Source organism: Cohnella thailandensis (assembly GCF_014212135.1).
Classification (GTDB): domain Bacteria; phylum Bacillota; class Bacilli; order Paenibacillales; family Paenibacillaceae; genus Cohnella; species Cohnella thailandensis.
Map to the genome: position 1 here is coordinate 173,768 of NZ_JACJVQ010000014.1, position 15,036 is coordinate 188,803.

The 15,036-nt window shown below is 58.9% G+C and carries 9 protein-coding genes and 1 riboswitch; of the genes, 7 read left to right on the plus strand and 2 right to left on the minus strand.

Annotated features, from left to right (window positions below; all coding sequences use genetic code 11):
• Positions 1 to 3 precede the first annotated feature (3 nt).
• The 6 genes from H7B67_RS16775 to H7B67_RS16800 all read left to right on the plus strand — a co-directional run bounded on the left by H7B67_RS16775 (position 4) and on the right by H7B67_RS16800 (position 10,826).
• On the plus strand, positions 4 to 897 hold the full coding sequence (locus H7B67_RS16775; RefSeq protein ID WP_185121008.1) for a carbohydrate ABC transporter permease: 894 nt from the start codon (positions 4 to 6) through the stop codon (positions 895 to 897).
• Positions 898 to 1,014: 117 nt separating this feature from the next.
• Positions 1,015 to 2,562: an ABC transporter substrate-binding protein gene (locus H7B67_RS16780; protein ID WP_185121009.1), complete on the plus strand. Its 1,548-nt coding sequence runs from the start codon at positions 1,015 to 1,017 to the stop codon at positions 2,560 to 2,562.
• Between the two features lie 104 nt (positions 2,563 to 2,666).
• Positions 2,667 to 3,617 carry a carbon-nitrogen hydrolase family protein gene (locus tag H7B67_RS16785; RefSeq protein ID WP_185121010.1) on the plus strand — a complete coding sequence of 317 codons (951 nt, stop codon included), beginning with the start codon at positions 2,667 to 2,669 and terminating at the stop codon, positions 3,615 to 3,617.
• 146 nt (positions 3,618 to 3,763) lie between these two features.
• Positions 3,764 to 6,124: a helix-turn-helix domain-containing protein gene (locus H7B67_RS16790; protein WP_185121011.1), complete on the plus strand. Its 2,361-nt coding sequence runs from the start codon at positions 3,764 to 3,766 to the stop codon at positions 6,122 to 6,124.
• Between the two features lie 138 nt (positions 6,125 to 6,262).
• Positions 6,263 to 10,144, plus strand: coding sequence for an OmpL47-type beta-barrel domain-containing protein (locus H7B67_RS16795; protein WP_185121012.1), 3,882 nt, complete (start codon positions 6,263 to 6,265; stop codon positions 10,142 to 10,144).
• 160 nt (positions 10,145 to 10,304) lie between these two features.
• On the plus strand, positions 10,305 to 10,826 hold the full coding sequence (locus tag H7B67_RS16800; protein WP_185121013.1) for a DUF402 domain-containing protein: 522 nt from the start codon (positions 10,305 to 10,307) through the stop codon (positions 10,824 to 10,826).
• A 680-nt stretch (positions 10,827 to 11,506) separates the two neighbouring features.
• Here the strand turns inward: H7B67_RS16800 and H7B67_RS16805 are convergent.
• On the minus strand, positions 11,507 to 12,199 hold the full coding sequence (locus H7B67_RS16805) for a cyclodeaminase/cyclohydrolase family protein (protein ID WP_185121014.1): 693 nt from the start codon (positions 12,197 to 12,199) through the stop codon (positions 11,507 to 11,509).
• Positions 12,196 to 13,062 (minus strand): bifunctional 5,10-methylenetetrahydrofolate dehydrogenase/5,10-methenyltetrahydrofolate cyclohydrolase, encoded by an 867-nt coding sequence (locus H7B67_RS16810; RefSeq protein ID WP_185121015.1) that lies wholly within the window; start codon positions 13,060 to 13,062, stop codon positions 12,196 to 12,198. The genes H7B67_RS16805 and H7B67_RS16810 overlap by 4 nt, the downstream gene beginning before the upstream one ends.
• A gap of 80 nt (positions 13,063 to 13,142) precedes the next feature.
• Positions 13,143 to 13,228, minus strand: a riboswitch (ZMP/ZTP riboswitch).
• Between the two features lie 169 nt (positions 13,229 to 13,397).
• Between H7B67_RS16810 and H7B67_RS31305 the strand changes: the two genes are divergently transcribed.
• The gene (locus H7B67_RS31305; protein ID WP_185121016.1) at positions 13,398 to 15,035 is read left to right on the plus strand and encodes a response regulator; all 1,638 of its coding nucleotides are present in this window, start codon (positions 13,398 to 13,400) and stop codon (positions 15,033 to 15,035) included.
• The last annotated feature ends 1 nt before the right edge of the window (position 15,036 follow it).

Below are 15,036 nucleotides of genomic sequence, written 5' to 3' on the forward strand. Positions count from 1 at the left end.
TCCATGCCCGCGCAAAAAGGGTTCCGATGGTCGACGCTGTTCATTCACCTGTTCTTCGTGTGCCTGACGCTGTCGATGCTGATCCCGCTGGCCCTGATCATTATCGTCTCGCTGACGGATGAGCAGTCGATCCTGCACCACGGCTTCCGGGTCATCCCGGACAAGTTGTCGACCACCGCCTATCATTATTTTCTCAAGACACCGGATACTCTTCTCCGCGCCTACGGAGTGACGATTCTGGTCAGCGTCATCGGCACGACTCTCAGCCTGATCCTCACCTCCACGATGGGCTACACGTTATCCAGACGGGATTACGGCCTGAACCGGGTGACGTCGTTCTACGTGTTCTTCACCATGCTGTTCAACGGCGGACTGGTTCCGTTCTACATCCTGATGACCCGGGGCTTGCAGGTAAAAGACACCCTGTGGGCGATGATCATCCCCGGCCTGCTCAGTCCGTTCTACGTGCTCATCATGAAGGGCTTCATGTCCAAAATCCCGTACGAGATCATCGAATCGGCCAAGGTGGAGGGAGCTCGCGAATGGCGGATCTACGCCCAGCTTATTCTCCCGCTGTCGAAGCCGGCGCTGGCGACGCTGGGGCTGTTCATCATGTTCAACTTCTGGAACGAATGGTTCAACGCGCTGTTGTTCATCGACAACCAGAAGCTGGTTCCGCTGCAGCTGCTCTTGGTGCGGACGATGAACTCGCTTGACTTCATTACCTCGCGGCCCGAATTCTCGGCGGCGATGGTCAGCTTCGACATGTCGAAGTTCCCGAGCACTTCCGCCAAGTTCGCGATCGCGATCATGTCGGCGGGGCCGATGCTGCTGGTGTTCCCGTTCTTCCAGCGGTTCTTCGTCAAGGGGCTGACGGTAGGGGCGATCAAGGGTTAATCCGGAAAAGAGAGCTTTAGGCGCGACGAGGAGAGGAGGTGACGGGGAGAGACGATCCGAGCGCTTGCCCATATAGGAAGTCGCGGTTCCAACCATCATTCAGGGAGGGTTTTTACCATGGAGAAAACAGAGAACAAGAGAAACGGTTTACGCTTCGCGATGGCGCTGGCCTTAGGTTCCGCGCTTGCCCTGACATCCGCCTGCGGCAACGACAACTCGAACTCGAACGCTTCCCCGAGCCCGTCCGGCACGCCGTCCGGCGCCTCGGCCTCCGCGAGCGGGTCGGCCTCCGCCTCTTCCGGGACCGAGCTGAAGCCGGTCGAGCTGACCTGGTATTACCCGCAGAATGCCGAGAATCCCGACCTGAAGCTCGTGAACGACGAGGTCAACAAAATCACGCAAGCCAAAATCAACGCTACGATCAAGCTGAAGCCGATCGACTTCGGCAACTACGAGCAGAAGATGAACACGATCGTCGCTTCCGGAGAGGCGTTCGACCTCATCTGGACGTCGAACTGGCTGTTCAAGTTCGACACCAACCAGAAGAAGGGCGTCTTCGCTCCGCTTGACGATCTCTTGAACACGGTCGGCAAGGATCTGTACGCGACGATGCAGGAGAAGTTCTGGAACGATGCCGAGCAGGAGGGCAGCATCTATGCCGTTCCGAATTTCCAGATCTCCGCAAGCCGGCCCAGCTTCGTCCTTCAGAAGCGGTTCGTGGACAAGTACAACTTCGATACCCATTCGATCAAGAAGGTCGAGGATCTCGAGCCGTTCCTGAAGACGATCAAGGAGAACGAGCCGGGCATTACGCCGTTCGGCACGACCCGCGGCTTCTACAGCGGCCTGCTCTACGGCATCGACACCAAGGTGCCGGTCTATTACGACGACAAGACCTATACCGTCCTGCCCGACATAACCGACGAGCTGAGGGAGTACTACAAGCTGGTGCGGTCGTGGTATACCAAGGGGTACATCAACGAGGACGCGGCCACGCTGAAGAGCGCCGCGGACGCCTACAACAAGGGAACGACGGCGGCCTGGTTCGACGTGACCGGCAAGCCGGGCTCCGAGGTCGAGTTCAAGGCGGCGGACGGAGGCTACGACGTCGTGCTGGTTCCGCTGGCGCAACCGGTCTTCACCGGCGCGGCGAGCACGATGAACGCGATCAGCCGTACCTCCAAGAACCCCGAGCGGGCGATGATGTTCCTTCAGCTCGTCAATACCGACAAGGAGCTGTACAACCTGCTCGTCTACGGCATCGAAGGCAAGCATTATACGAAGATCGACGATACCTACATCAAGATCGACCAGAATGCGGGCTACTTCACGAACTCCGACTGGGTATTCGGCAACGTGACGAACGGCTACCTGCCGGAAGGAGCGCCGGCCGACAAGTTCGAGCAGACGCTCAAGGTCAACGATGAAGCGCGCGTCTCGCCGTTCAGCGGATTCTCGTTCAATTCGGAGCCGGTCAAGACGGAGATCGCCAATATGCAGGCGGTCCGGGACGAATACCAGGCCTCGCTCGGCACGGGAACGCTCGATCCCGAGAAGTACCTGCCCATCTACGAAGAGAAGCTGAAGAAGGCCGGCAGCGACGTCGTCGTCGCCGAAACGCAGAAGCAGCTGGACGAATGGCTTAAGCAAAAAGGCATGAAGTAACATCGAATTCGGCCGAAATAACCGCCCAAGCCGAGAATAGACCGGGTTCGCCCGGCTATTTTCGGCTTGGACGCGGGTTGCCAGAGAGAGAGGAGGAATCGGATATGGCGAAGCCCGTCACGATCAGCTGCCTGGGGCCGCGCCCGCTGGCGATCGCGTCCGGAACGCCCGCGACGGAAGCGACGGACCGAATGATCCGGCATTGGCGGGATCAACTGGAGAAGGTCCTGCCGGATCGGCCGGATCTGATCGTCCTGCCGGAGGCGTGCGACCGGCCGGACCCGCTCGGGTTCCCCTTGGAGGAGCAGCTGCCGTATTACCGCGCGCGCGGCAATCGGGTTCGCGACTTCTTGGCCGACGTCGCCAAGCGGCATCGCTGCTACATCGCCTATCCGGCCCTATCGGAGGCGGCGGACGGCGGCTGGCTTAACGAGATGCAGCTGATCGACCGCGAGGGCCGAGTCATGGGAACGTACCGCAAGAACTACCCGACGCCGGACGAGTCCGGCAGGCGGAACGTTCGCTCCGGCACGGAAGCGCCGATCTTCGAGTGCGACTTCGGCCGGGTGGCGGCGGCGATCTGCTTCGACTTGAACTTCGAGGAATTGCTCCGTCGTTACTCCGCTTCGAAGCCGGATCTGATCGTCTTTCCCTCGATGTACCACGGGGGACTGATGCAGAGCCACTGGGCTTATTCCTGCCGAGCCCATTTCGCCGGGGCGGTGGCCGGAGGTCCTTGCACGATCCTGACGCCGCTCGGGACGGTGGCCGCCAGCAGCACGAACTACTATTCCTACGTCACGGCCACGGTCAATCTGGATTGCGCCGTTCTGCACATCGACGGGAACGAGGCTCATTGGCCCGCGATCAAGTGGAAATACGGCCGCGAGGTGACGATTTGGGAGCCCGGGTATTTGGGGTGCGTGCTGCTGACATCCGAGTCGGAGACCTTCGGGGTGGACGAAATCATCGACGAATTCGGGCTGGAGCGGGTCGACGACTATTTTGACAGAACAAGGAATTCGAGGATAGAAGAGGGTTATGCGGGAAAATAGAAGGGCCGATCCGGGCCTGAATCCATCGCTATAATGGAGAAAAGTGCAGTTATTGCACTTTTTTTTGTTTTCTATTCTTGCTATGTTAGCTTATAGGACACGATCCGAATCCCATCCGGTCTCCGTTATCGGAAAGTGAGGGTGTTATGAATAAATACCTTCGCAAGTACAGAGAACGCAAGTACCTGTTCCGCATCATGCTCTCGATCAACATGCTGATCGTGGCCGTCATGCTGGCTTCGCTGGTGTCGGCTTATTGGTACTCGAAGAAAATCAGCCTCTCCTCCCAGCGGGAAGCCAACGAAAAGGTGCTTTCCCAAATCAATTACAACATCAGCTACATGAACGAAACGGTGAAAAACTTCGCGATCTCCCTTTTCTACGACAACGATATGGCCCATCTCCTATTCAGCAGGGAAGAGGACCGCTTCGAGGACACGACGCGCATCAACAAGCTGAACAAGACGATCGCCTACAACTCGTATATCCATTCGATCGTCTTCTACAACAGCAAACGCCAGCAATACTTTACGGGCGGGGACTCCGACATCGTAAGCGAAGGCAGCAATCTGATGCCGCTGATGGAGGACTATCTGTCCGGCAAGCATCCCATCTACAAAATGCAGCTAATGCCCGTCGAGTTCATTCCGGATTCGAGGCACCCGGAACGGACGGAGGAGGTATTCTCCCTGTTCTTGTACGACTCCCTGGACTCCTACTCCAAATCGGAGAGCGTGCTGATCGTCAACATCCAGCCGGAGTGGCTGTTCGAGAAGCTGGACCTTCTGAGCAGCCGAACGGACGGTTCGTCCAATCGGATCTTCATCCTCGATCAGAACAGGGAAATGTACAGTCCGTCCGGCGCAGAGAGCGCCGAGCTTGCCGCCATCCGGAACGAGGTCTATCGGCAGTTGGACTCGTCGCAGCGCGAGGTCGCGCAGTTCACGTACAGCTACCGGGGCAACAAGCAGATCGTCAACTATATGGTCAATCCCTCCATCAACTGGGTGATCGTCGACGTCGAGCCTTACGCGCACGTCATGGGCTCCGTCGAGCAATTGAAGGCCGTGTTCTTCACGGTGGCGGTCGTCTGCTTCGTCCTTGCCGCGTTCGCCTCCTTGTTTATCACGAAGCGGCTGTATTCCCCGATCAACGTCCTGCTCGAGCAGACGCAGCGGCTGCCGGGAGACGGCGAAGGGGCGGATCCGCTGCCCGAAGAGAAGGACGAACTCGGCTATATCTCCCGCATATACAACCAAATGATCGAACGGATCATCGGGGACAAAATCCGGCAGGAGGACAACGAGAACATTCTCAAGTCCTATTATCTCCGGAAGCTCATTACGGCCAGCTCTTCGTTTACGCCCGAGGATTGGCAAGAATGCGTCCGCGGATCGTACGTGTTGCCGGATTTGACCCGGGAGAGCGTGATCGGGGTGCTCAAAATCGACCAGTACGACAAGCACAAAGCGAGAATGAGCGTTTCCGATCTGCAGCTGCTGCAATACGCGATCTCCAATATCGCGCTCGAGATCCTGTCGGAGGAGCTGCGCGCGGACGTCGTCAACTTGCGCGGAGAGCATCTTATCCTGCTGGCCGAGACGGGCGAGCTCGGAGACGGCATCTATCCGCGCCTAACGTCGCTGCTGAACAGGGCGCAGAAGGCCGTCAGGGAGTATTACGGAATCACGTTCTCGGCCTCCCTGAGCGATCGGGTCCCCGGGTATGGCGAGCTGACCCTTCACTACGAGCGGGCTCTCGATTATCTGCTGTACAAGATGAACTTCGGCTTCGAGTCGGTCATTACCCCGCGGATGGTGCAGCGGATATTGGACAACGGCGAATCCCAGATCCCTCCCGCGCTGGAGAGGAAATTCATCGAGGCCGTTCGGTCGAACAAGCGGGAGCAGGTGCTGCGGGAGCTGGACCGCATTCGCGAGGCAGTCGCGGGGATGAGCTACGACGCGGTCGTCCAGGCGGTCATCCACCTTGGCGTTCTCATCAAGCAGACGGTTCGCGAGATCAACCAGAACAAGCTGTCGCCCGTTCTGGTCGACCTGCGCCAGATCGACCGGCTGGTGTTCGAGAACGAGACGCTGGACGAGATCTTCGGGGCCTACGGGACGATACTGGGCGCGCTCTTCGTCGATCAGAAGCAGCTGGCGGAGAACAAGTTCCAAGTCATTCTGGATACGATCAAGGAGGTCGTCCAAGCCAATTATTCGAACCCGAACCTGAGCCTGCAGGAGATCGCCGATCTGCTGAAGATGTCTCCGGTCTACGTGGGGAGAATCTTCAAGAAGTACGAGACGATCTCCGTCGCGGACTACATTAACGAGGTTCGGATGCTGAACGCGGTCGTCCTGCTGGAGAACGACAAGCTGCAAGTGTACGAAATCTCGGAAAAGGTGGGCTTCAGCTCGCAAAGCTATTTTTTCAAACTGTTCAAGAAACGGTTCGGCACGACTCCCAAGGATTACCGGATCAAGAAATCGGTAGGCTCTTGATGGCCAAACTTCAGAAATGTTCGCATTGTGGAGCGCCGTAATCGGGTAAAGTATCGATTTTGCACTTTCGGTTCGAAGCCTTCCTGATAGAGTTAATAGTGTGGCTAAGCCCACTATTCCCTTAAAGGAGGTATTAGCTTGTACAAGAAGCCGAAATGGATGTTGAGTCTCGCCGTTGCCGTGGCATTGCTATTGCTTGCCGGTCTGCCTCCGGCGCCGTCCGCCTACGCGGAAGGCACCACCTATCATGTCGCGACGACGGGGAGCAACTCCGCGGACGGATCTGCAAGCGCCCCTTTTCAAACCATCAACCATTGCGCGCAGGTCGCGCGGCCGGGCGACACCTGCCTGATCGAGTCGGGCACCTACCGGGAGACGGTCAAGCCGGCGCGCAGCGGCACCGACGGACTGCCGATTACGTTCGCGGCCGCGCCGGGCGCGGACGTCACGGTCAGCGGCATGGAGCCGATCGGCGGCTGGACTCCGTATTCCGGTTCGATCTACGTCGCCGATCTGAGCTGGGATCTGAAGGAGCAGAATCAATTGCTCGTGAACGGAAGCGGCGGCATCGAGCCGCTGTGGGAAGCCCGCTGGCCCAATATCGGAGCTCACAGCCTGCAAGCGCTGCAGCAAGGGGTGGCGACGGCGACCGGCGGCTCGGCGACGACGCTCGTCAGCACGGCCCTGACGGAGCCCAGCGGGTATTGGACGGGCGCCACGCTCTGGGAGCGGGGAGGAGATGCCTACGTCGCGCAGACGACCAAGGTCACCGGCTACGACCAGGCGACCCATACGCTGACGTTTAACCCGATTCCGAACAGCTACGATTACATGGATCCCGAAGCGGGAACGACCTTCTACTTGAGCGGAATTTTCGGCGAGCTGGACGCCCCGAACGAATGGTACGTCGACGGCGAAGCGGGGAAGGTTTATCTCTGGGCTCCGGGAGGCGGCGTTCCGACCGGCATCGAAGCGAAGAAACGTCTGACCGTCTTCGACCTGAGCGGCTTGTCGTATATCCATCTCACCGGGCTTAGGACCGTCGGCGGGAGCATCCATATCGACAACGGAGCCAGCCACAACGTCCTCGACCGGATGGAGGCGCTGTATCTGTACACCTCGACCGAGTCTCACGGCACCTCCGTTCAGCATCAATTGACGAACGGCATCAACATCTCGGGCAGCAATAACGAGATCAAGAACAGCGAGATCGCTTACTCCTCCGGCACCCTGATCAATATCGACGGCTCCGGCAACCGGATCGTCAACAATATCGTCCACGACGGCAGCTATATGGCTTCCTACGATCCGCTTATCAAGCTGTCGTACGGCTCGGAAAATCTGATCAGCCACAACGACATTTACAACTCCGGACGGTACAACATCTATTGGAGAACCGGAAGCGCCAAGATCCAGTACAACGACATCTACGACGGCATGTGGCTGTCGCGGGACGGCGCCCTGATCTACAGCTGGGGCACGGACATGGGCAACAGCGAGATCGCTCGCAACCTGATCCACGACAGCAGGGGCACGGACATGAGCGTCGGCCTGTACTTCGACAACTTCGCCAACAACGCTATCGTGCATCACAACGTCATCTACAACAACAACGTCGGCATTCAGTTGAACACGCCGGGCAATTACCGCTTGATCTACAACAACACGGTCGCGAACAACGATCTGACCAGCGTCGGCTATTGGGGGAACGCTCCGTACAGTCAAGAGCTGTACGGGACGCGGGTCTACAACAACATCTTCACGGGCAGCGTCTCGCTCACGAGCGACGCGGAGAGCGGCTTCAATATTTTGTCGGGCTCCGGCGTGGGCTTCGCGAACGCGGTCGGCGGAGATTACCGGCTGACGGCCGGTTCTACGGCCATCAACGCGGGAGCCGTCATTCCCGGAATCGCCGACGATTATGCCGGATCCGCCCCGGATGCCGGCGCGTACGAATACGGCGGCGCGGACTGGACGGCCGGGGCGGACCTGAACAATCCGCCGAATCCGCAGTACACAGCGGTTAATACGCCTTATATGAACATGGTCAAGAACAACGGGTTCGAGAGCGGCGGCACCGGATGGCTATTATGGTCGACCAGCGCCTCCGCGAACACGTTCGGCGACGTTCCGAATTCTCCCGCCGACCAGTTCAGAGGGAAGAACAGACGTCTGGTGCTGGGACCGGGAGGCGGCATCGAGCAGAAGGTGACGGGGCTTAAGCCGGATACGGATTACGTGTTCGTAGCGTGGGTCATGAACGCTCCGAACTCGACGAACGAGAGAATCATCGGCGGCGTCCTGAACTACGGCGGCACGACAACCGATATCCAGACGACCAGCACGACCTATACGAGGCTTGAAATCCCGTTCCGCACGGGAGCGACGAACACGGACGCCCGCATTCGCCTCTACAAGCCGAGCAATGCCCAAGGCGTCTCGTACGCGGACGATACCGGCGTCATCGAGACGACGGAGTTCGATCCCGGCGTCGACTTGTCCACGTTAAAGGAAGTGCGGATCGAGGCGCCTAATCCGGTCTATACGGAAGGAGATCAAGGAACGCTTCCCTTGACCGGGGTTCTGCAGAACGACCAAGCAGCCGACCTGTCCGCCGCGGACATCCAGTATACTTCGAGCGACGACGGCGTGCTGCGCATCGACGGCGTCGCCGATTCCGCCGCCTCGTTCACGGCTCTCGCTCCGGGGCAGGTTACGGTAACCGCCGCGGCGACGCTCGGCGGAGTCGTCAAGGCCGCTTCGCAGGTCGTGACCGTCTTCCCGCAAGGGACTCCGCAGGAAGCGAACGGTTGGTCCGTGCGAACGTACGGCGCGAACGGACGCGGCTTCGCCACCGAGAATAACGGCACGATATCCCTCGTCGGCAAGGGCGATAACGTATGGAATACGTCCGACGACTTCGTCTACCTCAGCCGAAGCTACTCGCTCAACAACCCCAACGCGAAGGTGACGCTGACCGCGACCATCGACTCGCTTGGCGCGGGCGATCCCGCCTCGGTCGGGCTGATGCTGAGGGCGCAGGATACCGCCGATTCCAAGCACGTGCACTTCCGCACGGACGGCACCGGCAAGGTGCTTCGGTTCGTATTCCGCAACGAGGAGAGCATCCTCGACGCTCAGAAGCCGCCCGCCCAGCAGAAGTACTGGGGATCGGCGACGGGACTGGCGCTGGACTACGCCGGCAAGAGCATCGAGGCTCCTTTCCGAATGAAGCTCGTCAAGGAAGGCAACTCGGTCACCGGCTACTACGATAAGGACGGGCAATGGCTGACGATCGGATCGACGACCGTCGAGTTTAACGGCGGCGGCTTCCTCGCGGGCATCGGCCTGTTCTCCGGCGCGGGCAAGCTTCCGGTCAAGGCCGTCATCTCCGGCCTGGACGTGCAGATCGAAGGCGAGACGGCGGATGCCGAGCCGCCGTCCACGACTGCGGATGCGGCGTTGCCGGCATCGGGCGGCTGGGCCGCGTCGGACGTGGCGGTGACGCTGACCGCGATCGATTCGGATTCCGGCGTGGAGCGCACGGAATACCGGCTGAACGGCAGCGGGGACTGGCTGCCCTACGCCGGGCCGGTGCTGCTTGATCGGGAAGGCGGCAACCTGCTGGAATACCGCTCCTTCGACAAAGCGGGCAACGAGGAGCCCATCCGCTCCTTCGAAGTCTCGATCGACAAGACCAAGCCGACGCTGAGCGTGCAGCTGGACCGGACCGAAATCTGGCCGGCTAACCACAAGATGGCGAAGGTGAACGCGACCGTCGACGCGAGCGACGGGGGAGGCTCGGGGCTCGCTTCCATTGTCTTGACCTCTGTCGCCAGCAGCGAGCCGGGGACGGAGGGAGACATCGACGCGCAGATCGGCACCGACGCGCGATCGTTCTCCCTGAAAGCCGAGAAGGACCGGACCTATACGGTCACGTACACGGCCGCGGACCATGCGGGCAACCGGACGACCGGCACCGCGACGGTTACCGTTCCACATGATCAATCCGGGAAGTAAAGGTAACGAGCGTTCTAAAAGAGCGATTCAGTAGGGCAGGCCCTTCTTCAACATGGCGTATCGGTGATACAATTGCTTGTCGGAACAAGCAATCACCGTCGCCTAGGGGGCTTGCCCTCTTTTGGCATGGAGAGAATTCGCGCACGAGGATGGAGCTCAAATGAAATACAGAATAAAGGCGCTCAAATACGGCAATATCCCGCATTACGAGTGGGACGCCCAGGAAGTGAAGACGACCGGCGACTACGTGCTCGTGAAAAGCGAGCGGGGCCGCGCGTTGACGCACCATACGAAGAAAAAAACGTTCGTCATGAACCACAGCTCGCTGGAGCTGTTTTCCTTGACGCATGGATTTACCGTATCCTTCGAGATTAGGGAAGGGAGAATGGCCTCCGTTTATTGCAACGTGGCGCTTCCATCCGTCTTGATTGGGGGAGAGCTGTCCTTCGTCGACCTGGACCTGGATCTGCTGTTCGACGGAGAGCGCTGGTTTGTCGTCGACGAGGAGGAGTTCGAAGAGAACCGGCGGAAGTATGCGTATCCGGATTCGCTGGTCGAGTACGCGATCGAGGCGCTTCGGGAGCTTCGGCAGAGAGTCGAGGAGTGCCGGTTCCCCTTTAACGGAGAGCTGGACGACTATATCCGCGAGCTGATTCAGGAGAGCTTAAACGAGAGCCGGTGAGGAAGCGAGCTGAGAATGAGGGCTGTAAGAACACTACAATTGCTTAATAGCGAACAGTCGGGGCAACGTGCGAAAGTATGGTATGGAGTACCTTAGATTGGCGAACAGTCGGGCAACGTGCGAAAGTATGGTATGGAGTACCTTAGATTGGCGGACAGTCGGGGCAACGTGCGAAAGTGTGGTATGGAGTACCATAGATCGGCGGGCAGACGGGGTAACGTGCGAAAGTATGGTATGGAGTACCATAGATTGGCAGATAGTCGGGGTAACGTGCGAAAGTATGGTATGGAGTACCATAGATCGGCGGGCAGTCGGGGCAACGTGCGAAAGTATGGTATGGAGTACCATAGATCGGCAGATAGTCGGGGTAACGTGCGAAAGTGTGGTATGAAGTCCTATAGATTGGCGAGCAGTCGGGGGAACGTGCGATAGAGTAGTCCTCCAGGTTCTAAGCAAGGCTTTTGCTGTAAGCCGACATTGTCGGCTTACAGAGCAGACAAGCCTTCGAATGAATGCTGTAAGCCGACAATATCGGCTTACAGAGCGAGCCAGCCTTCGAATGAATGCTGTAAGCCGACAATATCGGCTTACAGAGGAGACAAGCCTTCGAATGAATGCTGTAAGCCGACAATGTCGGCTTACAGAGCAGACGAGCCGCCGAATGAAGGCTCCCGCCAAAGTTACGCCATATCGCCGGCAATTCTTTTCCGAGTTACCTCTAGCGCCCTGATCTTAAGCTCCCCGATCTCCTGCGTTAAGGCCGATACCTTCTGCTCAAACGAGCGCTTCCGCTCCTCATCCTTGAACGAGGCCAGGTTGATCTCGACGGTCAACAAGGCGGACTGGGCCGCCGCCTCGAACAGGATGACTCCGATGCCGAGGTCGGAGATGACGTTCTTGTTGCACTCCTCCGCGATGGAGGCGGCCTCCGCTAGTCCGTCCCGGCACGATTCCATCAGACGAAGCGGAACCTCGATCGCATGAAGGGCGGCCTCGTGAAGAGCCGCGCGGCGAAGCGTTTTCTCCTCCTCCGTGTTCTTGGGAAGCTTTAGGGCTTCCAAATACGCGTTAAAGGAGGAGATATCCGCGTGAAGCAGCTGCTCGTACTCGCCGGTCAAGCGGTTCATGCGGCCGATGATTTCGGCGATTCGCTCATGAATGGCGGCGAACTTATCTCCTTGGGAGAGATTCCCGACCATGGAGGTCATGGATGCGCCTAACGCGGCGACGATGGCGGCGACGCTCCCGCCGCCCGGAGTCGGAGAGGAGCTCCCCGCTTGCTGCAAAAACAATCGGATCGAGTTGTCCCAGGAAACCGCGTTGTTCGCCCTATCGATGTTCTTCGGGTTTTCCGCGCTATTGTCATGGCTCATCCTTTATCCGCCTCCCCGAATTGGATTTCGATAGCCTTCAATAAATTCTCGTACAGGATGGCCGTCGTTAGCGTGCCGACGCCGCCCGGCACCGGAGAGATCGCTTGAACCTTCGCTTCCGCGGCGACGTCCGCCGAGACGTCCCCGACGATTCTGCCGCCCTCGGTCTCGTTGATCCCGGCATCGACGATCGCGAGTCCTTCGTGAACCATGTCCGGCGTCACCGTCCCCGGCCGGCCGACGGCCACGAACGCGATCTCGGCAAGGGCCAGATGCGAGGCCAGATCCGGCGTGCGGGAATGGCACACGGTGACGGTGGCATTCTCCCGCTGCAGCAAGTGGAAGAGAGGCAGCCCGACCGTCTGGCCTCTGCCGACCAAAGTGACATTCTTGCCTTCCAGCGTATAGCCGTAATGCTTCAGCAGCTTGATGCAGGCTTGCGGAGTGGCGGGATACAGGCCGCGCTCTCCGGTTACCGTAGCCAGCTTGTTGCTCGGGGTCACTCCGTCGACATCCTTCTCCGGCGAGATGGCCTTCTCGATCTCGCCGGCGGACAGATGCTTCGGCAAGGGCAGCTCCAGCATGATGCCATGAACGGAAGTATCCCCATTCAACCGTTTAATCAATCCAAGGATTTCCTCCTGCGAGACGCCGGCCCGGAACGAATGAAGGTCGAACTCGACCCCGAGCTTCCCGGCGATCTTCCGTTTGGCCTGAGCATAATAGGCGGAAGCGGGATCCCCCTCGACCAAGATCGTCGCGATTCGAGGGAGGACCCCCTTTCGCTTCCAATTCTCCGCCTTCGCCGCAATCTCCTCGTACACCCGTTCCGCCGCCTCTTTGGCTTTCATGAGCACCGACATTCTTTTTCCTCCGCATCCCTTAGGGTCTTAGAACGAAAAAAAGCATCCGCGAGAGCGCGCCGAAAACGACGTGATCGCAGATACTTTTCCCAGGCGAACGGTCCGTTCCTCCCGCATGCTCCCTCGTGGTTCATTCCACTTAGCTTCGCCAGTCACATGCGGGGTTTATTTCCTCCATCTTAGCAGAGAATCGCTTATCGTCCAACCCCATCTTTGCCCGCTGCGCTAGACGATAATCTCCCTACGCCGGACATTTCTATCCCTCCTGCCTTCCCGGGCTTCCGATATGATGAGAGTGAAGTTGACAGAACAGGGCTCGCCGGGAGGGGTAAACCGTGTACAAAGTCATTATCGTGGACGACGAATCGGTGGTCAGGGAAGGACTTCGCCGGACGATTCCGTGGAACGGGCACGGCTTCGAGCTGATCGGGGACTACGAGAACGGGCGGGACGCTTGGGAAGCGATCGAGGCCTCCAAGCCGGACCTCATCATATCCGACATCAGCATGCCCTTCATGGACGGACTGGAGCTGGCAAGGCTTGTATCGACCAACTATCCGTATATGAAAATGATCATCCTGACCGGGTACGATCAGTTCGAATACGCCCAGCAAGCGATCCGGCTCAAGGTGACGGACTTCATCCTGAAGCCGATCACAGCCAGGGAGATGAGGGAGCTGCTCGATAAGGTCCGTCTCGAGATGGACGAAGAGACGAGACGACGCGAGGATCTCGGACGATTGCGCCATCAGCTCCATCAGAGCTTGCCGCTTCTAAGGGAGAGATTCCTGGAGCGGCTCGTCGTTCTTGGGCTTGGACGGCCGGAGATCGAGGATCGCTTTTCCTTTTTCGGCCTGTCCGCTCTGACCCCGCCTTTCCTTGTGATGCTGGCGGACATCGATGACTTCGGCGAGCGCGAGGAGTGGATGGACGACGTCCACGATGCGGAGTTTTTTCGTTTCGCCGCTTTTAATATTTTCGAAGAGGTGGCGCGGGGGCGATCGGACGCTCTCTTGTTTCGCACCCGCGAGGAGCGTCTCGTCGTCGTCCTCCACGGAGCGGAGGAAGAGGACGAGCTTTACGTTCGGGCGTACGGCATGGCGGAGGAAGCGAGGCACCATGTCGAGAAATATTTGCGGTTCACGGTGACGATCGGCATCGGAAGGGCCTGCTCCTCGCCGGAGCGGCTTCCCTCCTCCTACAAGAGCGCCCAGTCCGCGCTCGACTATCGCTTCCAGCTCGGCAAAAACCGGATTCTGAGCATCAACGATCTGGAAGGAAGCCAAGTCGCGAGTCCGCCGATCGCGCTTCACGCCGATTGGGATCGCAAGCTGTCGAGCTCCGTGAAGACGGGGGCGGCGGAGGAAGCGAACCGGCAGATCGAGCGTCTGATAGAAGAATTCAAGCGCTCGCGGCTGCCGACGGAGGCGCTCGTCCTCCATGTGCAGAAAATCGCGCTCGCCCTCATGAACGCCATGCAAGAACTCGGAGGGCATGATGCGGAGGAGCTGAAGAGGCGGCAGCTATGGCTGACCGAGGTATCTCGCTTCAAGACGCTGGACGAGATCGGCGACTGGCTGAAGGGAATCGCGAGCGAGCTCGCGGCGTCCGCCCAAGCCAACCGCAATCTCGTCTCGAAGGTTCAGATCGCCAAGGCGACCGACTATATCGAAGAGCACTATGCCGAGGAGAAGCTGTCGCTGCAAGACCTGTGCCGGCACACGCTGATGAGTGCGAGCTATTTCAGCCTTTTTTTCAAACAAACGACCGGAGAGACCTTCATCGAATACTTGACCCGCGTCCGGCTGGAGAAAGCGAAGGAGCTGCTCCTGACAACCTCCCTCAAGTTCTACGAGATTGCCGCTCGGGTCGGATATGCGGATCCGAATTACTTCAGCATCCTGTTCAAGAAGCATACGGGCTCGTCTCCTCGGGATTACCGGGAGAAGCAGGCAAAGGAGAGCGCGCGCTGAC